Raw genomic sequence first — 23,106 nt, 5'->3', positions numbered from 1 at the left:
GAAATTCCCTACGCGAAACTACGTAAGAAGGCCAGAGAATTTCACCGCCGGCCTTCAGCGCGACATGAGATTTTCGTAAAATGAAAGCTAAGCTGCCGTCAGCCGACCGGACGCCAATGCTCGACCCCAAGGACTTGCCGCATCTCTTCGAAACCCGCTTCGGCCGCGCGCCGCGACTGTTTCGCGCGCCGGGACGCGTGAATTTGATCGGCGAACATACGGACTATAATGACGGCTTCGTGCTTCCAGCCGCGCTCGAGCTTGCGACCTATGTCGCGATCGCGCCGCGCGAGGACCGGGTGATCCAGGTTCACTCCGTGAATCTGAGCGAGGATTTCCACGCGAATATCGATCAAGCGCGGCATCCTCGCGGCGACTGGAGCGATTACGTTCTCGGCGTCGCGCTGGAGCTCGAGCGAGCCGGCCATCGTCTGGCGGGCGCCGATATGCTCGTCATGAGCGTCCTGCCGATGGGCTCGGGCCTGTCGGCCTCGGCCGCGCTCGAGGCGTCGGTCGGCTATGCGCTGCTCAGCGCCGCCGGCGCTAAAGTCGATCGCCTCGAACTCGCCAAGCTCTGCCAGCGCGCCGAGAACGAGTTCGTCGGCATGCGGTGCGGCGTCATGGATCAGTTCATCTCCTGCCACGGCGTCGAAGGCTGCGCCTTGCTGCTCGATTGCCGCAGTCTCGAGGCGCGACCCATCCGTCTCGATCCAAAGCTGCGGATCCTCGTCTGCGACACCATGGTGCATCACCGCCTCGCCGGCAGCGAATATAATTTGCGGCGCCAGGATTGCGAGACGGCCGTCGCCCTGCTCGCCGATGTGATCGGCGGCGTGCGCGCGCTACGCGACGTGAGCGCCGCCCAGCTCGAAGCGCATGCCGCGCGCTTGCCCGAAACGATTTTGAAGCGCGCCCGGCACGTCGTCACCGAAAACGCCCGCGTGCTGAAAGCCGTCGCGGCGCTGGAAGCGGGAGATTTCGCGAAAGCAGGACGCCTGATGAACGCCTCCCATGAGAGCCTGCGCGATGATTACGAGGTGAGCTGCCCGGAACTGGACCTCATGGTCGCGCTATCGCGCGCGGCGCCCGGCGTCTATGGCGCGCGCATGACGGGCGGCGGCTTCGGCGGCTGCGCGGTGAGCCTTGTCGATGCGGAAGCGGCGGCGCGCTTTGCCGAGAGCGTCGGGCCCGCCTATGAAAGGGAGACGGGTCTCAAGCCCATGATCTTTTCCTGCTACCCTGGCCCCGGAGCCGGGCCGGCGGTTCTTTGACATGCTCAATCTGCAACAAGACTCCCATCGCCGCCTCAACGCCTTGACAGGCGAGTGGGTGCTCGTCTCTCCGCATCGCACCAGCCGGCCCTGGCAGGGCCAGACGGAGGCCAAGAGCGAGACGGCGGCGCTGTCCTACGATCCGGGCTGCTATCTCTGTCCGGGGAATCTCCGCGCCAATGGCGAGCGCAATCCCGCTTATGAAAGCGTCTTCGCCTTCGACAATGATTTCGCCGCGCTCGTCGCCGACGCGCCGCAAGAAGAAATAGACGAAGGAGGCTTGATCGTCGCGAAGGGCGAACCGGGCCGTTGCCGCGTCGTCTGCTTCTCACCGCGGCACAATCTCGCTTTGTCGCAAATGCGCGTGGAGGATATTGCGAAGGTCGTCGCGCTGTGGCGGGAGGAATTCATGCGCCTCGACGCCGATCCGCTCGTTGGGGCCGTGCAGATCTTCGAAAATCGCGGCGCCATGATGGGCGCGAGCAATCCGCATCCGCATTGCCAGATCTGGGCGACGCATGGAGAGCCGAACGAGCTGGTAAAGGAATCCTTCCGGCAGCGCGACTATGCGGCTCAGCGGCAGTCATGCCTGCTATGCGACTATCTGACGCTCGAACTTCGCCAGGGCGAGCGCATCGTCTGCGAGAATGACGGCTTTGTCGCGCTCACGCCCTTCTGGGCGACCTGGCCGTTCGAAACCATGCTGCTGCCGCGCCGCCATCTTGGCGCGCTCGACGCATTCAATGAAAGCGATATGCGCGCCCTCGCCGATATATTAAGCCAGGTCACGCGCCGCTACGACAATCTCTTTTCGACGCCCTTCCCCTATTCCATGGGCTTCCATCAGCGGCCAAGCGACGGCGGCGCGCATCCGCATTGGCATTTCCACGGCCATTTCTATCCGCCGCTCCTGCGTTCGGCCACGATCCGCAAATTCATGGTGGGCTTCGAATTGCTCGGCGCGCCCCAACGCGACATCACGCCGGAAAGCGCGGCGGAGCGATTGCGGGCCGCGCGTTAATCGAGCTTCGCGACTTCCGCTCGGATCTCCCGAGCCACATGGTCGATCATAGTCGACACGCTTTCGGACAACGACGCGCCGACATCGAAGCGTTCGCCCTCGATCGCATAGACGACGCAGCGCGGCGGCAAAGTCCCGAGCGCTCTCGCCAGCTCGATCGCCTCGGACAGACCGAAGCCATGCGACGACGAAGCGAAGGCTCCGGTCGGCAAAGGCGTTTCGGCGACGTCGAAGCGGCGAACCGTTCCCGACGCCGCGCCCGAAAGGCAGGCGTCGATCAGGATCGCCGCGCTTGCGCTTTCGAGATGCGCCAGCACAGCCGTGGCCTCGCCGTCGCACTCGACAATCGCGGCTTTCTCCATCCCCAGGGCGCGCAGCCGCCGCGCCGCCGCCCTACCGGCGCCGTCATCGGCTCTGTCGGGATTGCCTACGCCAATGACGACGATCGTCATACCATTTGACTCCGTCGTTCATCCGTCCTCGGCTCGCAACGGCGCGGCATTGAATGTCATCCCCGGTCCATTTCGAGTTTGAGGAAATGCGTCGCGCAGGAGATGCAGGGATCGTAATTGCGCACCGTCTGTTCGGCGCGGTACTGTAGTTGCTCATCCGGCAGGTCGAGAAAGCCGCCGATGAAGTCGATCAGATCTTCCTCGAGACAGGCCTGATTCTGGGACGTCGGCGGCACGATCCGGGCGTCCGTGATCGTCCCTTCGTCGTCGATCCGATAGCGATGATAGAGCATGCCGCGCGGCGCCTCGGTCGCGGCGTAGCCCACCCCTGCGCGCGGCGCGGCCGGGACGAAGGGCTTCTCCGGCTCTTCGTAATTCTCGATGACGCGCAACGCCTCGTCGCAGGCGTAAAGCGCCTCGATCGCTCGGACCATGATGCTGCGATAGGGATTGCGGCAGCTTTCGCCGAGCCCGATCTCCCGCGCGGTTGCTTGCGCCAGGGGCGAGAGCTGATCAAAACACAAATTGAAGCGCGCGAGGGGTCCGGTGAGATAGGCGCCGCCGCCATCCTTCAGATGCGAGTGCAGCGCCGTCGAGTGCGCGACATGACTCTCCTCGAAATGCGCGTCATATTCCAACGCCGCAATGTCGAGCCCACGATTGGAGACGATGCGGCCCTCATTGAAGGGATATTCCGCGGGATGCTTGAGCGTGACGAAATTATAGTCGCGCTCGCGCTGAGGAAAATCGAAGGTCGCGACCCAGCGCGCCGTCTCCAGCGCGGCTTCGCGCGCCCATTTCAGCTTCTCGGCCAGCGGCGCCAGTTCGCGGCGGCGCGGGGCGCGGTGAAAGCCGCCGACCCGGACATTGACGGGATGGATTTCCCGCCCGCCCAGCAGTTGGAGAATCTCATTGCCCGCTTTCTTCAACTGCAGCCCGCGCCTCACGGCGTCGCCATGGTCGCGCGCCATCTGGACGCCGCCGTCATAGCCGAGAAAATCCGGCGCGTGCAGCATGTAGATGTGCAGCACATGCGACTCGATCCATTCGCCGCAATAGAGCAGCCGCCGCAACTCGCGCAGCGGTCCGTCGACCGTCGCGCCGAGCAGGCTCTCGAGCGCATGCACCGCGCTCATCTGGTAGGCGACGGGACAGATGCCGCAGATCCGCGCGACGATGTCGGGCGTCTCGGCGAAAGGCCGGCCGCGCAGAAAAGCTTCGAAAAAGCGCGGCGGCTCGAAAATGTTGAACTCGGCGCGCCGCACCTTGCCGTCGCGCACGACGACCTTCAGCGCGCCCTCGCCTTCCACGCGCGCGAGAAGATCAACCTTTATTGTCTTGGTCGACATGGCGCTCGCTCTCCGTGCGGAAGGGTTCGGCATTGGCGTTGAAGGTGCGATAGACGCGCTCCAGCGCCTTCGCGTCCATGCCCATCCCGGCGAGCCAGCCGCTGAGCGACGGCGCGTTCGGGGTCTCCTTGGGGCCGAAGCAGCCATAGCAGCCGCGATCATAGGAAGGACAAAGAGCGCCGCAGCCCGCATGCGTCACGGGACCGAGGCATGGCGTCGCCTTCGCAACCATGACGCAGACATTGCCCTTCAGCTTGCATTCGATGCAGACGCTATGCGCGGGCGTGTTCGGGCGACGGCCCGAAAGGAAGGCCGAGACGACGTCGACGAGCTGAGCCTTGCTGATCGGGCATCCGCGCAATTCGAAATCGACCGGCACGTGGTCGGAAATCGCCGTCGACGTTGCGAGGGTCTCGATATATTCCGGATGCGCGTAAACGATGGCCGCATATTCGCGCACATCCGCGAAATTGCGCAGAGCCTGAACGCCGCCCGAGGTCGCGCAGGCGCCGATGGTGATGAGCTTCTTCGAGCGGCGGCGTATTTCGTGGATGCGCTCCGCGTCATGCGGCGTGGAGACCGAGCCTTCCACGAGCGAGAGATCATAGACGCCCTTCGCTTCGCCGCGCGTCGCCTCGGGGAAATAGGCGATGTCGATCGCCCCCGCGATCGCAAGAAGCTCATCCTCGCAATCGAGGAGGCTCAACTGGCAGCCGTCGCAGGACGCGAATTTCCAGACGGCGAGGCGCGGCTTCCTGCGCTCCATCGCTAAAGCTCCTTGACGGCGAGGAGCGGCTTCAGCCGCGCATAAGTGAAAACCGGTCCGTCGCGGCAGACGAAGGTCGGCCCGAGCTGGCAATGGCCGCAATGGCCGATGGCGCATTTCATGTTGCGCTCCATCGAGAGATAGACCGCGTCCGCCGCGAGGCCCTTGTCGATAAGGGACAGGGCGACAAAGCGCATCATCACCTCCGGTCCGCAGACCATTGCGACGCTCTTCGCGGGGTCGGCGTCGAGGCGCGAGATCAGCGTCGTCACCACCCCGACATGGCCATGCCATTCCGAAGCGGCGTAATCGACCGTCACTTCGACGTCGATATCGAAGCGGCCGCGCCAGCCTTCGACCTCGCGGCGGAACAAAATGTCCTCCGGACGGCGCGCGCCGAACAGCAGCGTGACCTTGCCGAAGCGCGTGCGCTCGGCGAGCAGGCGATAGAGGGCGGGACGCAGCGGCGCGAGGCCGAGACCGCCGGCGACGACCACGACATCCTTGCCTTCCGCCCGCGCCATCGGCCAGCCGACGCCGAAAGGACCGCGCACGCCGATCGGATCGCCGGGGCCGAGCTGCGTAAGCGCGCGCGAGACCGGGCCGACAGCCCGGATCGTATGGACGAGCGGACCGGAAGCGGGATCGCCGCTGACGCTGATCGCCGCCTCGCCCACGCCGAAAGCGGTGAGCATGTTGAACTGGCCGGGCGCATATTCGAAGCGGGCGCCGTCGGCCATTTCGAGCTCGAGCGTCCAGACGTCCGGCGCGTCATGGCGCCGCCGCCGCACATAGGCGACGCGGGGAACCATGGGCTCCGCCGCGACCGGTCGGAAAAGATCCGCCGTTTCAGACATGGGAGCCGTAAAGGTCGAGGAATTGCAGCCGCGTCGTGTGCAGGCGCTCGATGAGCACCGGCATGAGACGCTTCATGATGTCATAGCCCAAATCGTGGTCCGCCTCGCATTTGTTGCGCAGGCACTTCGCATCCATGGCGACGGCGCGCGTCAGATCGAGCGCCTTGGCGTCATAGACCCAGCGATAGGGCGGCACGAGCCAATTGACGCCGAAAACTTCTCCCGGCCCGAGCGTGAGAAAGGTGGCGGCGCCGCGGCCGGGCGCCGAGACCTGCAAGGCCATGCGGCCCTCCCGGATGAGATAGAAATGATCGGCCGCCTCGCCTTCGTGGAACGCATATTGTCCCGCCTCGAACCGGACATTGCTGGCGCAGCCGCAGGCGAGCTTGATGAATGAATCGTTGAGCCCGGCGAAGAAGGGGTGTTGCGAGAGGATGCGCTCAAGATTTTCCATCGAGGCCTCCTCGCGCTTTCTCCTCCTCGCTGATCGCTCGCGTCTCCTCCGTAATGTCGATGCCGACCGGACACCAGGTGATGCAGCGGCCGCAACCGACGCAGCCCGGCGTGCCGAACTGTTCATGCCAGGTCGAAAGCTTGTGCGTCATCCACTGGCGATAGCGCGAGGATACGCTCGGCCGCACCGACCCGCCATGGATGTAGGAATAATCCAGGGTGAAGCATGAGTCCCAGCGGCGCGTGCGCGACGATTCGACGCCCGCGAGATCGCTATGCTCCTCGACCGAGGTGCAGAAGCAGGTCGGGCAGACCATGGTGCAATTGGCGCAGGACAGGCAGCGCTGCGCCACTTCGTCCCAGCGCGGATGCTGGAGATTGCGCATCAAAAGCGCGGGAACGTCGTCGTCCGGCATGCGCCGGCCCATCGACGCGGCCGTATGCGCGACGACGCTCTCCGCGGCGTCGAGGTCTTCCGCCGTCGCGGGCCGGCCCGGCAATTCGGAGAGGAGGCCAGCGCCGGCGCTCGAGCCGGCCTCGACGAGAAATTCATGCGCGCTTTCCGAAACCAGCTCCGTCAGCGCGAGGTCGAAGCCTTTTTCGACCTTCGGGCCGGCCTTCATGGAGACGCAAAAGCAGGTCCCGCCCGCCTTGCCGCAATTCAGCGCGACGATGAAGGCGCCGTCGCGTCGCGCCTTGTAATGTGGATCGACATAATCGCCGCCCATCAGCACCCTGTCCTGGATGGCGATGGCGTTCAATTCGCAGGCGCGCACGCCGAGAAAGGCGAAGTCCTGCGGCTCGGGCGCTTCTGCCTCGACCGTGACCTCGCCGCCCTTGCGCTCGGCGCGCCACAGACGCAGCAGCGGCTTGTGCAGGAACTTCTTCCATGACTGGGGACCGACGGCGTAGCCGAAGAGCGCGCCGTCGCCGCGCGGCGCGAGCTTGTAGCGCCCCGCCTCCTGCTCGTCGGTGACGCCCTGCGGAAGATCGTCGCGCCCGTCGATGTCGTCATAGACGATGGCGTCGTCGGAGACCGTCGGGGCGATGACGCGGCGCCCGCCGCGGCGCAAGGCCTCGATCAGGGCGCCAAGTCCCTCGACATTGACGACGCGGCGCTCGGGAACGGCGCGGCTGGTTGCTTCCGGCATTGCTTATTCGTCTGGCGTAATCGGACGGCGCCGACACTGTACCCCGAATATGAACGCCAAGCGACGATAAACCGCGCTGTCGCGCAAATCGCCTTTCGCCGGAGAACGCGCGAACCGGCCGCATGACAGGGCTCTACCCCGGCATAAGCGGGCCCGCAGGCCGGCCCGCGCGGCGCGGACCGACGCGTGTCGCAGAAAACGCCTTACTTCGTCGCCGCGGATTTCAGCTTCGAGAGCGCGCGGATCTTCACGCGCACGCTGGCGGGCTTCGCCGCCGCCTTCACCATCTCGCCGGTCGCAGGATTGCGCACGAGCGTGCCCGCCTTGCGCGCCGGAACCTTGCGCAGCGTGACTTTCAACAGGCCAGGCAGGGTGAATTCGCCGACGCCCCTGGGATGGACCGAGCCCAGGAACACGCCTTCCAGCGTGGCGTAGACGGCGGCCGCCGTCTTGCGGGGCAGCTCGTTCTGCTCGGCGATGTAATTGATCAGCGCCGACTTCGTCATGGTTTCCTTGACCGGACGAATGGCGGGCGCTTCGGCCCTGCTGACCTTCGTGGTCGCGGCAGCCTTGGTGGTTCTTGCCTTGGCCATATGAATGCTCTCCTCGTCGCAATCGGCCCGCAAAATCCCGCGCGCCGGCGCCAACAATGCAAATTGCTAACGATTTGCAGGGTGATTCGCAATCAAACCCTCGCATTCCCTTCATTGCGCCGCGCGATTCTTTCGCCGCCATGAAAAAGCGGCGCCGCTCGCGCATTGACGCAGGCGCGCTAGATAAGCGCTCAGGCGACACGAATGGCTTGGCTTAACCCTTCTAATCCGGTAGGATTATATAGAAGGCCAAACAGACCGCGCGGCGGGAGAGGAAGCGCATGACGATTCTTTTCGTCAATGGAAAAACAGTCGACGCCGACGTCGAGCCGGACACGCCGCTCCTCTGGGCGATCCGCGAGAATCTCGGCCTGACGGGAACGAAATATGGCTGCGGCGTCGGCCAGTGCGGCGCCTGCACGGTCCATATTGACGGGCAGGCCGTGCGATCCTGCAGCGTGACGGTCGCCGACGCGGCCGGCAAGAAGATCACGACGATCGAGGGCCTCGCCGAAAATGGCGCGCTTCATCGCGTGCAGCAGGCCTGGATCGATCTCGACGCGCCGCAATGCGGCTATTGCCAGAGCGGCATGATCATGGCGGTCGCGGCGCTGCTGAAAGAGACGCCGCATCCGACGGACGCGCAGATCGACGCCGCCATCTCCAATATCTGTCGCTGCGGCACGTTCCAGCAGGTGCGCGCGGCGATCCACGCCGCCGCCAGCGCATGAAGGCGATCGACATGAAGCAAGGGATCGAGATCGGCCGACGGGACTTCGTCATTGGCGGCGCGGCGTTTGGCGGCTTCGCGCTGGGCTTCGACATTCCTTTCGGCCCCGAGGGCGCCAAGGCGGCGCAAGCGGCGCCGGAGGTCAACGCCTGGGTCGTCGTGAAGCCCGACGATACGGTGGTCATTCGCATTGCGCGTTCGGAGATGGGCCAGGGCACGCTGACGGGCCTTGCGCAGCTCGTGGCTGAAGAGCTTGACTGCGACTGGTCGAAGGTCACGACGGAATATCCGACGCCCGGCGAGAGCGCGGCGCGCAATCGCGTCTGGGGCGATTTCTCCACGGGCGGCAGCCGAGGCATCCGCAACTCGCACGATTATGTGCGCAAGGGCGGCGCCGTCGCGCGGCAGATGCTGATCCAGGCCGCCGCCAATGAATGGAAGGCGCCCGCGAGCGAGTGCAAGGCCGAAAGGAGCGTCATCACCCACGCCGCCTCCGGCCGCTCGACGACTTACGGCAAGGTCGCCGAAGCCGCCGCGAGACTCGCTCCCCCGGCGGATGTCGCGCTGAAGGATCCGAGGGACTGGAAGATCGCCGGCAAGGGCCTCAAGCGCCTCGACACGGCCGACAAGACGACGGGCAAGATGATCTATGGCGTCGACGTGACGCTGCCCGGCATGCTCCATGCGGCGATCAAGGCCTGCCCCGTCTTCGGCGGCAAGCTCGCAAGCTATGACGAAAGCAAGATCGCGACGTTCAAAGGCGTAAAGAAGGTGGTGCGGGTCGGCGACAATGCGGTCGCCGTCGTCGCCGATAGCTGGTGGCGCGCCAAGACCGCGCTCGACGCCTTGCCGATCGTGTGGGCCGAAGGGCCGAACGCCAATTCCTCCAGCGCGGAGACGGCCAAATGGCTGGCGGAGGGCTTGAGCGATTCGCAGCCCGCCGTCACGGGCAATCAGAACGGCAACGCCCATGCGGCCATCGCCTCCGCGCCCAAGATCGTCGAGGCGGTCTACAGCTATCCGCACCAGAACCATGCGGCGATGGAGCCCTTGAACGCGACGGCGCTTTACACAAGCGAGAGATGCGAAGTCTGGACCGGCACGCAGAATGGCGAGGCGGCCTTGGACGCCGTCGCCGCCGCCTCGGGCCTGCCGCGCGAGAAATGCGACGTGCATAAGGTGATGCTCGGCGGCGGCTTCGGGCGCCGCGGATTCACCGACTATGTGACGCAGGCCGTGCTTGTCGCCAAGCAGATTCCCGGCGCGCCGGTGAAGCTTCTATGGTCGCGCGAAGAGGACATGACGCAGGGCAAATATCACCCGGTCACGCAGTGCAAGCTCACCGGCGCCTTCGACGCCGACAACAAGCTGACGGCGTTGCATATGCGCATTTCCGGCCAGTCGATCTTCTCGGTCGTGCGGCCGCAAATGGTGAAGAACGGCCTCGATCCGGCCGTCTTCCAAGGCCTCGTGACCACCGGCGACGCGCAGATCGGCTACGACGTCCCCAATCTTCTGATCGAGCATTCCATGCGCAATCCGCCCGTTCCGCCCGGATGGTGGCGCGGCGTGAACATCAATCAGAACGCGATCTATCTCGAATGCTTCGTCGACGAGCTCGCTCATGCGGCGGGCGAAGACCCGGTCGCCTTCCGCCGCAAGCTGATGGCGAACCATCCCAAGCATCTCGGCGTTCTGAACGCGGTCGCCGAACGCGTAGGTTGGGAGAAGCCCGCGCCCGAAGGCGCGCATCGGGGCGTCGCGGTCTTCATGGGCTATGGCAGCTATGTCGCCGCGGCGGCGGAGATCTCGGTCGCGCCCGACGGCAAGATCAAGATCCGCCGCATCGTCGCCGCCACCGACCCGGGCTACGCCGTGAATCCGGCGCAGATCGAGCGGCAGATCGCGGGCTCCTTCGTCTATGGCCTTTCCGCGCTCTTCCATGGCGGGATCACCATCAAGAACGGACGCGTCGAACAGGAGAATTTCGACAGCTACGAGTCGATGCGCATCAAGGACATGCCGCAGGTGGAATGCATCGTCATGCCGAGCGGCGGCTTCTGGGGCGGCGTCGGCGAGCCGACGATCTGCGTCGCGGCGCCCGCCGTGCTCAACGCCTATTTCGCGGCGACGGGCAAGCGCATCCGCTCCATTCCGCTCAAGGATGCGAATATCGGCTTCGTGTAAGCCGCGCGAGATCGGCGGGCGTGTCGACATCCGCCAGGACGGCGTCGTCCTCGAGCGGAAGCTCGACGACGCCCTCGATCGAGCGCAGCAGCTTGCGCGCGCCCTCGTCGCCTCCGAGCATGGCGATCCGCGGAAAGATCGCGCGGGCGAGCAGCACGGGATTGCCGCGCCGGCCGCCGCATGTCGGAACGACGGCGGCGGCGCCCGGCGACCTCTCGAAGGCCGCGATCAGCGCGTCGATCACGAGAGGCGACACGCCCGGCATGTCGCCGAGCAGCACAAGCGCGCCGTCGGCCTCGATTGCGGTTGCAAGCCCGGCGCGCAGCGAGGAGGCGAGGCCGCTCGCGAAATCCGGATTATAGGCGAAGCGGACAGGCAAACCGGCGAGCGCCGCCTCGATCGCGCCGCGCGCATGTCCGGCGACGACGATGGTCTTCTTCGCGCGCGAAGCCAGCGCCGCCAGCGCAACGCGCCGCACAAGAGGCTGACCGTCGATCCTTGCGAGAAGCTTGTTCCGCTCGGCGCCAAATCGCGCGCCGCGCCCCGCGGCAAGAATGACGGCGGCGATCCCGGCGCTCATCCGCGCGCGTCGCAGCTTGCGAAGGCGGGCGCGGCTTGCGGGATGAGGCTTCGCAACGGCTTCTGTTCGCGCGCGCGAATCAGCTCGGCGAGAATCGACACCGCAATTTCCGCCGGGCCGAGGGCGGCGATGTCGAGACCGATCGGCGCGCGCAGGCGCTCCAAGGCCTGAAGCGGAACGCCGCTCGCCTTCAGCCGCTCGACGCGCCGCGCATGGGTCGCGCGAGACCCGAGCGCCCCGACATAGAAGCAAGGGGCGTCGAGCGCGAGCAGCAGGGCGGGATCGTCGATCCTGGGATCGTGGGTGAGAACCGCGACCGCCGTGAAGGCGTCGAGTCCGATCGAGGGAAGCGCCTCGTCCGGCCAACGCGAATCGAGCCGCGCATTCGGGAAGCGCGCCTCCGCGCCATAGGCGCCGCGCGGATCGACGACGATCACGTCGAGCCCGGCGAGCGTCGCCATGGGCGCGAGCGCCTGGGCGACATGGACGGCGCCGACAATAATGAGGCGCGGGCCCGGCCGGTAGCAGTTCACGAATAGCCGCCTTCCGCCCTGCGTGACGAGGCCGCTCTTGCCGATGCGCAATTGCCGGTCGATCTCAGGCGTTTCGCTCGCCGCGCCGGCAAGGTAAAGGCGCGCGTCGCCGCCATCGATCGGCGTCGCCAGAGCGCAGGCGCGGCGCGCGGCGCATTCCGCGTTCACGCGCGCAAGCAGTTCGAGGCGATCCGCGTCCAGCCGCTCGACATGGACGGCGATGCGGCCGCCGCAAGAAAGACCCGCGCGCCAGGCGGTTTCGTCGGCGACGCCGAATTCGAGAAAGCGCGGCGCGCCGTCGGCGACGGCGTCGAGCGCCGCCGCGATCACGTCGCCCTCGACGCAGCCCGCGGAGACCGACCCGCAGAACAGGCCGCTCTCCTCGACGACGAGATGCGAACCGACCGGCCTCGGCGCCGAACCGAACGTCTCCACCACGGTTGCGACGCCGACGCCCCTGCCCGCCCGCCGCCATGCTTCCGCCTGCATCAGAACGCCGGCGTCGTTCACCGGGGCCGGCCTGCTCGTTTCGGTCACGCAAAGCGCCTCTGCTTGGAGGGCGGATCGCCCGAGACCGTTAATTACAGTAAAAGCGTAGGATTTGTAGCCCCTTCAATCGCGCAGGGAAACGCCGACGACCATGCCGTCCTCGAACCAGCTCGCGAGGAACTGCGCGAGCCGCTCTGGCGCGATCTCGCCGGATTGCTGGAAAGCGGCCATCTGGCAAATATCGCCGAAGGCGCGGCCGGCTTTGGCTTCGCTCAGGGCGACATATTCATCGCCCTCGAGCTCGCGAAACGCGGTTTCCTCATTGCAGCGCCAGACCACGACGGTCTCGGTCGCGTCCGGCGCGAGGGCCTCGACGCCTTCCGGCTCGGGCGCCTCGCCGGCTTGAGCGGTTTCTTCCTCTCCGCCGCCCTTCTCCGCTTCATCCTCCTCGCCGGACGCCTGATAGGCCGCCACGGCGCCGGCGGAGAGCTCGAGCAGGATGAGGCTCGGATGAAAGTCGAAGACGAGGCGCGGCGACTCCCCGGGCGCAAAGCCCGCAAGCGCCTTTATGCTCAGCGGCTCGACATTCGGCGCATCGAAGGCGTCGATCATCGCCCGCTCGAACAGCGCCATCGACAGGGCGCGGCGGTCGTCGCGCCATGGCGCGGTCGCCGCCATATAGTCCGGCAGTCCCGTCGTGTACCAGCGCGCATTGCGGTTCTTGGGCGGGTTGGCCTCCACGAAGTCGCGAACCAGCGTCTCGAAATCCTCGTCGCCGAGAAGCGTGCGCAGCCCCGAATGATCCTCGTAAAGGAAGCTCTCCAGCCGGACGCGATAACCGGTCTGATAGACGCGCAGCAGCTCCTCGCGCGTCGCGCCGCGTTCCGATTCGCGCAGCGCCGCGAGCAGCGGCGCGTCCGCTTCGCCCGGTCCGGCCAGGATGCGGGCCTGAAAAAGGGATTGGAACTTGGCGAGATTCATGCGGCGCTCAGGGAATGCCCGGCGGCGATGCGCACATCGATGTCGCGCATGCGCTGCAATTCGTCGAGCAGCTCCGAGAAGGGCGGGAAATTGTCGTCGCGCTCGATCATGGCCGAAACGTCGCCGAAGCGGCGCCGCGCATGTTCATAGAGCGCCCAGACCTCCTCGCAAACCGGCTGGTCGTGGGTGTCCACGCGATGCGTCTCGTGATTGGTATGTCCGGCCATGTGGAACTGCACGACGCGCTCGACCGGAACGGCGTCGATGAAGGCGACCGGATCGAAGCCATGATTGAAGCTCGACACGAAGACATTGTTGACGTCGAGCAGCAGCAGGCAATCGGCGCGCTCGGCCATCTCCTTCACGAATTCCTGCTCGCTCATCTCCGAGGCGGAGAAGGAGACGTAAGTCGAGGCGTTTTCCACGACGAGCCGGCGCTTGAGATAGTCCTGCACGCGACAGATGCGCTCGACGATATGGGCGAGCGACTCGCACGTATAGGGAATCGGCAGAAGATCGTGGAGCGTGAGGCCATGCACGCCCGTCCAAGCGACATGATCCGAGACCCAGGCCGGCGCGACGCGCTCGATCAACGCCTTGAGCTGCGCGAGATAGTCGAAATCCAGCGGATCGGTCGAGGCGAGGGACATGGAGACGCCATGCATGACGACCGGATAATCGGCGCGGACGGCGTCCAGCATGGAGAGCGGCTTGCCGCCCGAGACCATGTAATTTTCGGAGATGATCTCAAACCAGTCGACCGGCGGGCGGGTCGACATGATCTCGTCGAAATAGATGGGGCGGAGGCCAAGACCGTAGCCGAGCGGCGCGGGCTTCTGCATTCTAAAAATTCCCTGCCCGGATATTTGCGCCGGACCCCGAGCGGGAGCCGGCGCATCGCTTTTACTTGGTGTGACACATGCTCTTCATATTGCAATGCCCTTTATGGTGATGGCATTGCGACTTATGGTGGCACTTGACCTTGTGGCGGCAGGAGCCCTTCGCTCCGCAATGCGCCTTCGCATGCGTGGCGGAAGCATGCGCATGGGCCGGAGCGACGGCGGCGCCGTTCAAAGCGAGCGCAATGGCGGCTGCGGCGAGCGCCGAGCCGGAAACGACCTTGGTCTTCATATGCTTCTCCCCTGAAAGATCCCTTGCGGGGCGATACCGGGCGCGCGCCGAAGGCCGCGCCGCAATGTTACCGGCTGTGGCACTTGCTCTTCATGTTGCAGGCGCCCTTGCTGTGGTGGCAGGAAGCCTTGTGATGGCAGCCATGGCGGCAGGCGGCCTTGCTCTTGCCGACATTATGCTTGCAGACGCCGGTCTTGGTCATGCAGGCGCTCTTGCCGCCGCACTGGCCCTTGGCCATCTTGCACACATGCGCGCCATGAGCGGCCGCAGGGGCGACGATCGCGCCGCTCAGCGCCAGGCCGACGGCGGCGGCGGCCAGGGCCGAACCCGAAACGATCTTGGTCTTCATATACTTCTCCTCTGCAAAACGCCCCAAGCGGGGCGGAAGACGGCGCGCCTTTTCAAACCGTCCGAAAGGCGCGCCGAAGCGGGTTACTTCGCCTCGGCGGGCTTGTCGCCGGCGGGAGCGGGCGAAGCCGACGGCGCGGCGGTCCCGGCCGGCGCGGCGGCCTTTTCCTCTCCGGCCTTGGCGGGGCAGCCATTCTTGCCGCCGCAATTGTGCTTTTCGGCCGTCGCCTTGGTCGTGCGCGCCTTATGCTTGGCCGCGGCCGGCGTCGCGGCGAGAGCGAGGGAAATCGCGGCGGCCGCGAGGGCGGCTCCGGAAATCACGCGTGCTTTCATTTTCATTGCTCCCCTGATCGCAACGGCGCCTCCGCGAAACGCGGTTCAGTTGATGAGATTATCATCGGGCGCCGCTTTCGCTAGCAGGATTTTGGCCATATGGCGAACGGGCCCGCCGGCGGGATGGGGCTGGCGCCGAAGCGAAATCATTGCTGCGACGCAATAGTCTATCTTGGGCGCCGCAGCAACAAAGGCGCCCCCGCCGCGCTTGCCGCTGGGACCGACCGCTGTTACATAGCAGCCGCGCGCCAAGCCTTTCGCTCGACGCGCAAATCACTGGTTTCCGTCCATCGGGCCGCGCCGGCCAGTTCGGTTACGAACTTTTCGTCCCAATCTTGCGCCGCAGGCGCCGGGACGTTCCGATCGCCGGGAGCCGACCGCAACGCCAACCGCAAGCCGGCGCCGCCCCGACCGGGGCCCCCAGGAGAAAGAATGTCCGCCACGACCGATCGCGCGCCGACGCGCGAAGATTTTGCCGCTCTGCTGGAGCAGAGCTACGGCGATAACGAGGCTTTCGAAGGTTCCGTCATCAAGGGGCGCGTCGTCGCCATCGAGAAGGACGTCGCCGTCATCGACATCGGTCTGAAGACCGAAGGCCGCGTGCCCCTCAAGGAATTCACCGGCTATGGCCGCGACCCGGCGCCGAAGATCGGCGAGGAGGTCGAGGTCTATCTCGAGCGCGTCGAGAACGCGCTGGGCGAAGCCGTCATCTCGCGCGACAAGGCCAGACGCGAGGAGAGCTGGGTCAAGCTCGAAAAGGCCTTCGAGACCAATGAGAAGGTCGAGGGCGTCATCTTCAATCAGGTCAAGGGCGGCTTTACCGTCGACCTCGACGGCGCCGTGGCCTTCCTGCCGCGCTCGCAGGTGGACATTCGTCCGATCCGCGACGTCGCGCCGCTGATGAACGTGCCGCAGCCTTTCCATATCTTGAAGATGGACCGCCGCCGCGGCAATATCGTCGTCTCGCGCCGCACGGTGCTGGAGGAGAGCCGCGCCGAGCAGCGTCACGAGATCGTCGCCAATCTCGAAGAGGGGCAGGTGATCGACGGCGTCGTGAAGAACATCACGGATTACGGCGCCTTCGTGGATCTCGGCGGCATTGACGGCCTGCTGCATGTCACCGACATCGCCTGGCGGCGCGTCAACCATCCGTCCGAGGTGCTGACCATCGGTCAGACCGTCAAGGTGAAGATCATCAAGATCAATCACGAGACGCACCGCATCTCGCTCGGCATGAAGCAGCTGCTCGAGGATCCGTGGCAGGGCATCGAGGCCAAATATCCGATCGGCGCGAAGTTCCATGGCCGCGTGACCAACATCACCGACTACGGCGCCTTCGTCGAGCTGGAGCCCGGCATTGAGGGCCTCGTCCACGTCTCCGAGATGAGCTGGACCAAGAAGAACGTCCATCCCGGCAAGATCGTCTCGACGAGCCAGGAAGTCGACGTTCAAGTGCTCGAGGTCGATCCGGTCAAGCGCCGCATTTCGCTGGGCCTCAAGCAGACGCTGCAGAATCCGTGGGAAGCCTTCGCCGAGAAGCATCCCGTCGGCTCGGCCGTCTCGGGCGAGGTCAAGAACAAGACCGAGTTCGGCCTCTTCATCGGCCTCGACGGCGATGTGGACGGCATGGTCCACCTTTCCGATCTCGACTGGAACCGTCCGGGCGAGCAGGTCATCGAGGAATATAAGAAGGGCGACGTGATCAACGCTCAGGTTCTCGACGTCGACGTCGAGAAGGAGCGCATCTCGCTCGGCGTCAAGCAGCTCGCGGGCGATCCCTTCGCTTCCGTGGGCGGCGGCGAGGAGGGCGGCGATGTCCGCAAGGGCGCCGTGGTCACCTGCGAGGTGATCGAGGTCAAGGATTCCGGCGTCGACGTCAAGATCGCCGGCACCGATCTGACGACCTTCATCAAGCGCAGCGAGCTTGCCCGCGACCGCGCCGACCAGCGCCCCGAGCGCTTCGCCGTCGGCGAGAAGGTCGACGCCCGCGTCACCCTCTTCGACCGCAAGGCGCGCAAGATCGCCGTCTCGATCAAGGCGCTGGAAGTCGCCGAGGAGAAGGAGGCGATCGCCCAATACGGCTCCGCCGATTCGGGCGCCTCGCTCGGCGACATCCTCGGCGCGGCCCTGAAGGCTCGCGAAGAGGGGCCGAAGAAGGGCAAGAAGGAGGAGTAAGGTCTCGCGCCTTTTCGCCCCTAAGAATGAAAGGGCCCGCGCCGAAAGGCGCGGGCTTTTTGCGGAGCGGCGCGGAAAAGCCCCGGTTCCGCGTTACGCTCGCGGCGGTTCCCAACTGTCGCGAGGTCGGCAATGAATGCGAAGCGGATCGGACCGGCGGCGCTCGTCGCGCTCGCGCTTTTGGCGCAGATGGCGCTGGCGTTGGATCCCGAACGATCCCCCGACCAAGCCCCGGCGCCTCAGGGCCGCGCGAGAGACGAAGAGCCCCCGCCGGTCGTCCAATATTTGCAAGGCCGCGGCAAGGCGCGGTTCGGCTGGGCGATCGATCTGCCGGACGAAGCCGATCTTAAGAACGCGGACCTGCCTTCGCCCTATCAGGACTTCGCCATCAATTACCTGCCGCGCGACGCACAGGTGCTGATCGGGCAGCCAAAAGGCGGCTATGGCGTCGTCACGATCGGAAAGGCCAGCGATTATTCCGGCGGCGCGGGCAAGTATCACGTGTCGTCCGGCTATGGGTGCTTTCAAATCTCCGACGTTCCGGGCGTAGGGCAATACGCCTATGCGGAATGTCTTTACTCGGAAGTTGCGAGAACGGCCGCCGGCGCCAATGCGGTCGGCCACGAAATCGCCATGCCGAATTACGCCGGCTTCCCGCCCACCATCAACCCGTTTCAGGTGAACAACGCCGGATGGCAGGCCCATCTGCAGCTCGACCCTGGCGGCGGCTCCAACCCGACGCGCGACTTCTGGCCCTCTTCCGCCTTGATCGCCGCGCCCAATTTCGGCGGCCAGGCGCTGCGCGGCCTCATTTTCGGCAGCGCCTCGCTGGCGGGCTCGAACGGCGCCCGAAACGTTTCGACGACGATAAGCGCGACGGCCGGCGGCAGGGTCGTCACGCTTCCCGCTTCGCCTCAATCCTTGGGCGTCGTCGCGGGCCAAATCGTTCAATCGCGAGTTTCCCCGCGGGGCGCAATGGTCACCGCGGTCTTTACCAAGGGGAATCGCATTGAGCTCTCGTCGCCCGCGACGACGAGCGCCGAGGCGACGCCGGCCGTTTTCGTCAATCCGGGAGCCGTCGCCGTCGAATTGGCGCCGCATCACGAAATCCGTTGGACCAACGACACCTACGGGGCGCGCGGCGCCTTCATCCGCAATGACGGCGCCGCCGGCGAATCCTCCCTCGGCCTACGCTTTCACGCAAATGGCATGTCCTGGGTCGATGCGAAAACCGAGGCGGAGGCGGCCGGGTTGACGCGCGAAGGCGACGCCTATGCGCGTCGATTCCTGACCGTCGGCGCCGCGCCAACCCTACGCGATTGCGGGAGCGCGGCGCCCCCGCCCCACTCCGATTCGACGCCCGCAGCGGGACAATTTAGGACCGGCGCACGCGCGGCCGGCTGCACAATTGAATTTGCGACAGCATTTCCCAATGCGGTCTTTTGCGTTTTGACCCCAACGAATCCGGCCGCCGCCGCGAGCGGCTACTTTGTCAGCACGACAGAAAAAACTCACTTTCGCGTGACGTTCGTCACGCAAGCCAACGGGGCGGGCTTCAATTATCTCTGCGCGAGCAAGAGATAGAGAGCGGCGGAACGAGGCGCGCGTCTGTCAAGAACGTTTTAATATCAACGCAAGAAAATGCCGGTTCATGTCCTCCCAATCACCGCATAGGTTTTCGGGCTTTACATAACCTCTGAGAATCATCTCGCAATAAGCATCAAATATCCATTCGCAATCCACATCATCGAGAATGAGATGAGACGCAGAGTCGCCAGCCAGGAGCAGTGTATTAAACAGGTCAGTGCGACAGATATTCACTTCATGTCCGCCATCGACGTGAAGCAAATCAAATGAGCCGCGCGAATTGCTATTAATCAATCTCGGCAGCACCTCTCTTGAATCGCCTCTTACAAGCTTAAAGCGACCCGGGAATTGGGAAGCCAGATAGGCCGCACACTCTTCGACATATGGATTCAAACAGATGTCTACCCCTAAATATGTGCAGTCAGGATTGGACATAAGCACCAAAAGAGCCGTATGGCCGGCATTGAACCCGATTTCGAAAACAGATTTCTTATATCGCGTTACGCGCCAGAAATTCCTGCGCGCAGGGGCGAGTGCTGGCAAGGGAAGGAGATTTTCCTCAATAAGAGTCTGGTGCCAGTAAAAATTACTGCCTTCAAACTTATTGCCCGTCTCGATAATAATTTTATTAAGCTGCCGGAGATGACCAAGCATTTCCTCTGAAAAGCGCTCCTCGCCATTCTTACGATCAAAAAAATAACCCTGGCCAGTTTCAGCCCTGTAACCACTCATGGTTGGATAATCAGCATTGAAAATTTGGAGGTTGCGACCCGCCATTCTCAGACTCCTGATTGACTGGCGGCCTCAATACCTTATTTATAATGAACAATCTAGTGGCTTCTGCACCCAACGATTGCATGCTGCCCACGGATCGGAAAATCCCTGGAGTTCTCGAAGTGATCCCCGCCCAAATCCATCAACTTTGGATTTCGCCTTTCGAAGCGTACCCTCTGCTTCCGGTTCCTGCCGATGTTGAGCCCCAATGCGCGCTCTGGCGAGACATGCACGAAGGTTTTGCGTACAAGTGCTGGAAGCTGAGTGAAGTCCTGGAATTTTGTCGGTCCAACGGCTTGGAGGACACGGGGCGCGCAATCCGCCTTTGTCGGCTGCCCGCTATGCAGGCCGATTTGGCGCGCCTTGCATTATTGTCGGTTCAGGGCGGCTTTTGGGTTGACCTCAAGCTATTTCCTCGAGTCCCTTTCCTGAGAGAGCTATTGAATTTCGATCTTATTCTGATCGAGCATTTCCCGAAAGATGACTTTCCTGATCCAACCGACTTTCTAATCAACAGCTTGATAGGGTGCCGGCCGGGATCGGCCACCATTCAAAGAGCGATGGAAATTGCGACTCAAAATGTATTGGAGAAAAAGCCTGGAAACGTCTTCCATTTGACCGGCCCAACGGTTCTCCAAGCGGCCTTCCATGAAAGCATATTTCAAGGTAAAGCCAACGAGAATGAAATAAAATTGCTTAGATTCAGAGAAACATGGGATCGACTATTCTCTATCGGCTCATCGTCATACAACGATGGCGCGAGACATTGGACCGCCCGACAGGAGCTAGACTGCGGTTTGTATTTTTAATATCCGCCCTAACGAAGGCTTTTACCTCTCGTTCACCATGACGCAACATGTAGGCGCATTGTTAACCCTAACTCCATAACGCCCGGCGAGACTCCTCCCATCCAGAGCGCGCGGCGAAAAAGGCGGAAGCCGGCTTTTCGCGAGACGCGCGCTCCAAACTTGGGAATTGATCGCGTTTCCCTGTTTGGGCGGTTCCGCCCAATCGCGGCGCGATCCAGACCTTGCTTGCCGAAGCCGCCGGAGTAGCGTGATGAGTGCGACCTCTTTCGACCGTGAATATGACGAATCACCCTCAGGCCCGCTCCGGGCGCGGCCGGCGGGCGTGAAGGCCGCCTCGGGGATGGGTCTCGGCGCCTCGGTCATTCTCGCGGCGGCCGCGCTTCTGGTCCGCCATCCGGCGCAGGCGCCCGTCATCGCGGAGACCGGCGCGGGCGTCGAGGCGCCGGCGAAAATCGCCGCCAAGGCGAGCACGGAGCTCGAATCCGCGCTGGGCGGCAAGCCCTCCGCCGCCGCGCTCGACATCGACGCGCCCGAATTCGAGCATGAGAAGAAGGTCGTCGCGGTGGGCGACGCCAAGGATGGCGGACCGCGCGTCGACCGTCTCACGGCCGGCCAGTTCGCGATGGGCGCGCCCTTCCTGCGCGTCGACATCCATCCCGATCTCGATCCCAAAACCACAAATGCGGATTTCTTTCTGGATATGAAGAACCACGCCCAGGCGGCGGGCCTCAATGTCGCGAAGATCGGCCAGCGCGCGACGCTGACGACCCGCTTCGGCGCCTTCGAGGCCGCCGACATCCGCCTCGCCCAGCCGGGCGGCGAGGGCGTGGAGGCGAGCGAGCGCGCCTGCCTCGCCGCGCGCATGGTCGAGACCAAAATCCCGCTCGAAATCGCCGGCATCGCCTGCGGGGCCGCGACCAAGCCGATCGACCGCGTCGCCTTCTCCTGCCTCCTCGACAAGCTGAATTATTCGGCCGGGGGCGACAACAGGGCGCTCAACGACTTCCTCCTCAATGCGGAGCTCGGCCGCGGCAAGGGCTGCGCCAATGTCTCGCGCGACGACCTCACCGCCGCGATTCCCCAAAAGGCGGCGCGCGCCAAGCCGGCGGCGCATGGCAAGAAGGCGCCCGCCGTCGCGCGTTCGGCTCCCCTTCACCTTGACGCCGCGAAAAACTGAACCGGAGGGAAGCCTCGTCTCGCTTTTGCCGAACGATCCTATATGATGCGTATGAAGCGTCGAGCCTGAGAGGATGGAGATGCGCAAGGGTCTTAGAATGTCGGTGGGCCTCGCCTGCCTGGTCGCGATGGCCGCGGGCGGAGACGCGCTCGCCAAGTCGCGCGGCCGCCAGCCCGCCGGTTATTCGATTTCCCATAACAGGGACGAGCCCTTCAACCGCTCGGTCCGGCTGGCCCCCGGCGTCCCGGGCGCCACGCAGAGCTGGCTCGATCCGGGCACGAAGGTCCCCGTCGGCAGCACCAACCGCTACATGCTGCAGCAGACCTTCTACAATCAGGACCCGATCGAGGCCAATCAGCGCAGCTGGTACATGCAGGAGACGCTCCCGCAGCGCCCGCCGACGGACATCGTCGTTCCCTATAATGAGGGCCTGCCCTTCGACTGGCCGTGAATCGGCCTCGCCATCCTTGACTTGGGGAGCGGCTTCCTTTAGCTCCCCTCCAGCCTGACGCGGCGGCGCCCGCGACGGGCGAGCACCCGTGGCGTTCCAATGGACGCCTGTCGGCCGGATTTTCCGGCAGAGGAGGGCGCGTTCCCAACGCCCCGGCCCCGCCGGGCGCGTGCGAGAGACGCGGATCTGGACGACGCCCGGGCAAGAGCGCTCCGGGCGCTTTTCGTCTTTTCGCCTCTCGCGCGCAAAACGCGACCATGAGAGGACGAAAGTAAAGTGACGAAGCGCGCAGAAGCCAAATACAAGCTCGACCGCCGCCTGGGCCAGAACATCTGGGGCCGCCCGAAGAGCCCCGTGAACCGCCGCGAATACGGCCCCGGCCAGCACGGCCAGCGCCGCAAGGGCAAGCTCTCCGACTACGGCACGCAGCTCAAGGCGAAGCAAAAGCTCAAGGGCTATTACGGCAATATTTCCGAGAAGCAGTTCCGCAAATATTACGCCGAAGCGATCCGCATGAAGGGCGATTCGGGCGACAATCTGATCGGCCTGCTGGAGCGCCGCCTCGACGCGATCGTCTATCGCGCCAAATTCGTGCCAACGGTCTTCGCCGCGCGCCAGTTCGTCAATCACGGCCATATCCGCGTCAATGGCAAGCGCGTCAACATTCCGTCCTATCTCGTAAGGATCGGCGACGTGATCGAGGTGAAGGAATCCTCGAAGCAGGCCGTGACGGTTCTCGAATCCGTGGCGCTCGCCGAGCGCGACGTGCCGGAATATTACGACGTCGATCACTCCAAAATGACCGCCAAGCTTTCCCGCGTTCCGCACGCGACGGAAGTGCCCTACCCGGTCCAGATGGAGCCGAACCTCGTCATCGAGTTCTATTCGCGCTGATCGCGACCGTGGTT

General features: G+C 64.5%; 25 protein-coding genes. 10 read left to right on the top strand and 15 right to left on the bottom strand.

Features of this window, described 5'->3' with window-relative positions; translation table 11 throughout:
• Positions 1-80 precede the first annotated feature (80 nt).
• Together galK and ACV7JP_RS10885 are read left to right on the top strand one after the other, a co-directional pair.
• On the top strand, positions 81-1,271 hold the full coding sequence (gene galK, locus ACV7JP_RS10890) for a galactokinase (RefSeq protein ID WP_457795703.1): 1,191 nt from the start codon (positions 81-83) through the stop codon (positions 1,269-1,271).
• Position 1,272: 1 nt separating this feature from the next.
• Positions 1,273-2,292: a UDP-glucose--hexose-1-phosphate uridylyltransferase gene (locus tag ACV7JP_RS10885; RefSeq protein ID WP_457795702.1), complete on the top strand. Its 1,020-nt coding sequence runs from the start codon at positions 1,273-1,275 to the stop codon at positions 2,290-2,292.
• On the opposite strand, the gene ACV7JP_RS10880 is transcribed toward ACV7JP_RS10885, so the two are convergent.
• The 7 genes from ACV7JP_RS10880 to ACV7JP_RS10850 all read right to left on the bottom strand — a co-directional run bounded on the left by ACV7JP_RS10880 (position 2,289) and on the right by ACV7JP_RS10850 (position 7,913).
• The gene (locus tag ACV7JP_RS10880) at positions 2,289-2,744 is read right to left on the bottom strand and encodes a hydrogenase maturation protease (RefSeq protein ID WP_457795701.1); all 456 of its coding nucleotides are present in this window, start codon (positions 2,742-2,744) and stop codon (positions 2,289-2,291) included. The two genes, ACV7JP_RS10885 and ACV7JP_RS10880, sit on opposite strands and share 4 nt — an antisense overlap.
• A 56-nt stretch (positions 2,745-2,800) precedes the next feature.
• A complete protein-coding gene (locus ACV7JP_RS10875; protein WP_457795700.1) occupies positions 2,801-4,093 on the bottom strand; it encodes a Ni/Fe hydrogenase subunit alpha in 1,293 nt (430 codons plus the stop codon).
• Positions 4,068-4,859, bottom strand: coding sequence for an NADH-quinone oxidoreductase subunit B family protein (locus tag ACV7JP_RS10870; protein ID WP_457795699.1), 792 nt, complete (start codon positions 4,857-4,859; stop codon positions 4,068-4,070). The genes ACV7JP_RS10875 and ACV7JP_RS10870 overlap by 26 nt, the downstream gene beginning before the upstream one ends.
• A 2-nt stretch (positions 4,860-4,861) precedes the next feature.
• The gene (locus ACV7JP_RS10865) at positions 4,862-5,716 is read right to left on the bottom strand and encodes an FAD/NAD(P)-binding protein (protein ID WP_457795698.1); all 855 of its coding nucleotides are present in this window, start codon (positions 5,714-5,716) and stop codon (positions 4,862-4,864) included.
• Entirely contained in the window at positions 5,709-6,170 is a 462-nt protein-coding gene (locus ACV7JP_RS10860) for a cyclic nucleotide-binding domain-containing protein (RefSeq protein WP_457795697.1), read from the bottom strand. The genes ACV7JP_RS10865 and ACV7JP_RS10860 overlap by 8 nt, the downstream gene beginning before the upstream one ends.
• The gene (locus ACV7JP_RS10855) at positions 6,157-7,320 is read right to left on the bottom strand and encodes a 4Fe-4S dicluster domain-containing protein (RefSeq protein ID WP_457795696.1); all 1,164 of its coding nucleotides are present in this window, start codon (positions 7,318-7,320) and stop codon (positions 6,157-6,159) included. The genes ACV7JP_RS10860 and ACV7JP_RS10855 overlap by 14 nt, the downstream gene beginning before the upstream one ends.
• Before the next feature lie 203 nt (positions 7,321-7,523).
• Complete coding sequence (locus ACV7JP_RS10850; RefSeq protein WP_457795695.1) at positions 7,524-7,913, bottom strand: HU family DNA-binding protein; 390 nt, start codon at positions 7,911-7,913, stop codon at positions 7,524-7,526.
• Between the two features lie 281 nt (positions 7,914-8,194).
• On the opposite strand from ACV7JP_RS10850, the gene ACV7JP_RS10845 reads away from it, so the two are divergent.
• Entirely contained in the window at positions 8,195-8,644 is a 450-nt protein-coding gene (locus tag ACV7JP_RS10845; RefSeq protein ID WP_457795694.1) for a (2Fe-2S)-binding protein, read from the top strand.
• A gap of 11 nt (positions 8,645-8,655) precedes the next feature.
• On the top strand, positions 8,656-10,830 hold the full coding sequence (locus tag ACV7JP_RS10840) for a molybdopterin cofactor-binding domain-containing protein (protein ID WP_457795693.1): 2,175 nt from the start codon (positions 8,656-8,658) through the stop codon (positions 10,828-10,830).
• On the opposite strand, the gene ACV7JP_RS10835 is transcribed toward ACV7JP_RS10840, so the two are convergent.
• The 7 genes from ACV7JP_RS10835 to ACV7JP_RS10805 all read right to left on the bottom strand — a co-directional run bounded on the left by ACV7JP_RS10835 (position 10,802) and on the right by ACV7JP_RS10805 (position 15,225).
• Entirely contained in the window at positions 10,802-11,410 is a 609-nt protein-coding gene (locus tag ACV7JP_RS10835; protein ID WP_457795692.1) for a nucleotidyltransferase family protein, read from the bottom strand. The genes ACV7JP_RS10840 and ACV7JP_RS10835 overlap by 29 nt on opposite strands.
• Complete coding sequence (locus tag ACV7JP_RS10830; protein ID WP_457795691.1) at positions 11,407-12,480, bottom strand: XdhC family protein; 1,074 nt, start codon at positions 12,478-12,480, stop codon at positions 11,407-11,409. The genes ACV7JP_RS10835 and ACV7JP_RS10830 overlap by 4 nt, the downstream gene beginning before the upstream one ends.
• A gap of 75 nt (positions 12,481-12,555) precedes the next feature.
• On the bottom strand, positions 12,556-13,413 hold the full coding sequence (locus ACV7JP_RS10825) for an HvfC/BufC family peptide modification chaperone (protein WP_457795690.1): 858 nt from the start codon (positions 13,411-13,413) through the stop codon (positions 12,556-12,558).
• The gene (bufB, locus tag ACV7JP_RS10820; RefSeq protein WP_457795689.1) at positions 13,410-14,255 is read right to left on the bottom strand and encodes an MNIO family bufferin maturase; all 846 of its coding nucleotides are present in this window, start codon (positions 14,253-14,255) and stop codon (positions 13,410-13,412) included. Before bufB ends, ACV7JP_RS10825 begins: the two co-directional genes overlap by 4 nt.
• Positions 14,256-14,316: 61 nt before the next feature.
• A complete protein-coding gene (locus tag ACV7JP_RS10815; protein WP_457795688.1) occupies positions 14,317-14,544 on the bottom strand; it encodes a hypothetical protein in 228 nt (75 codons plus the stop codon).
• Between the two features lie 67 nt (positions 14,545-14,611).
• Positions 14,612-14,893 carry a hypothetical protein gene (locus tag ACV7JP_RS10810; protein WP_457795687.1) on the bottom strand — a complete coding sequence of 94 codons (282 nt, stop codon included), beginning with the start codon at positions 14,891-14,893 and terminating at the stop codon, positions 14,612-14,614.
• Positions 14,894-14,976: 83 nt separating this feature from the next.
• The gene (locus ACV7JP_RS10805) at positions 14,977-15,225 is read right to left on the bottom strand and encodes a hypothetical protein (RefSeq protein WP_457795686.1); all 249 of its coding nucleotides are present in this window, start codon (positions 15,223-15,225) and stop codon (positions 14,977-14,979) included.
• 432 nt (positions 15,226-15,657) lie between these two features.
• Between ACV7JP_RS10805 and rpsA the strand changes: the two genes are divergently transcribed.
• Positions 15,658-17,400, top strand: a complete 1,743-nt coding sequence (rpsA, locus tag ACV7JP_RS10800) for a 30S ribosomal protein S1 (protein ID WP_457795685.1) — start codon at positions 15,658-15,660, stop codon at positions 17,398-17,400.
• Positions 17,401-17,532: 132 nt separating this feature from the next.
• Entirely contained in the window at positions 17,533-18,984 is a 1,452-nt protein-coding gene (locus ACV7JP_RS10795; RefSeq protein ID WP_457795684.1) for a hypothetical protein, read from the top strand.
• A 27-nt stretch (positions 18,985-19,011) separates the two neighbouring features.
• Here the strand turns inward: ACV7JP_RS10795 and ACV7JP_RS10790 are convergent, their stop codons facing one another.
• Positions 19,012-19,764: a class I SAM-dependent methyltransferase gene (locus ACV7JP_RS10790; protein WP_457795683.1), complete on the bottom strand. Its 753-nt coding sequence runs from the start codon at positions 19,762-19,764 to the stop codon at positions 19,012-19,014.
• A gap of 44 nt (positions 19,765-19,808) precedes the next feature.
• On the opposite strand from ACV7JP_RS10790, the gene ACV7JP_RS10785 reads away from it, so the two are divergent.
• The 4 genes from ACV7JP_RS10785 to rpsD all read left to right on the top strand — a co-directional run bounded on the left by ACV7JP_RS10785 (position 19,809) and on the right by rpsD (position 23,092).
• Positions 19,809-20,570 (top strand): hypothetical protein, encoded by a 762-nt coding sequence (locus ACV7JP_RS10785; RefSeq protein WP_457795682.1) that lies wholly within the window; start codon positions 19,809-19,811, stop codon positions 20,568-20,570.
• 250 nt (positions 20,571-20,820) lie between these two features.
• Entirely contained in the window at positions 20,821-21,747 is a 927-nt protein-coding gene (locus ACV7JP_RS10780) for a hypothetical protein (protein ID WP_457795681.1), read from the top strand.
• 79 nt (positions 21,748-21,826) lie between these two features.
• On the top strand, positions 21,827-22,198 hold the full coding sequence (locus ACV7JP_RS10775; RefSeq protein ID WP_457795680.1) for a hypothetical protein: 372 nt from the start codon (positions 21,827-21,829) through the stop codon (positions 22,196-22,198).
• A gap of 276 nt (positions 22,199-22,474) precedes the next feature.
• The gene (gene rpsD / locus ACV7JP_RS10770) at positions 22,475-23,092 is read left to right on the top strand and encodes a 30S ribosomal protein S4 (RefSeq protein WP_457795679.1); all 618 of its coding nucleotides are present in this window, start codon (positions 22,475-22,477) and stop codon (positions 23,090-23,092) included.
• Positions 23,093-23,106: the final 14 nt, after the last annotated feature.

The organism is Methylocystis sp. S23 (genome assembly GCF_054106005.1).
This window is presented reverse-complemented; position numbering and strand designations above follow the sequence as displayed.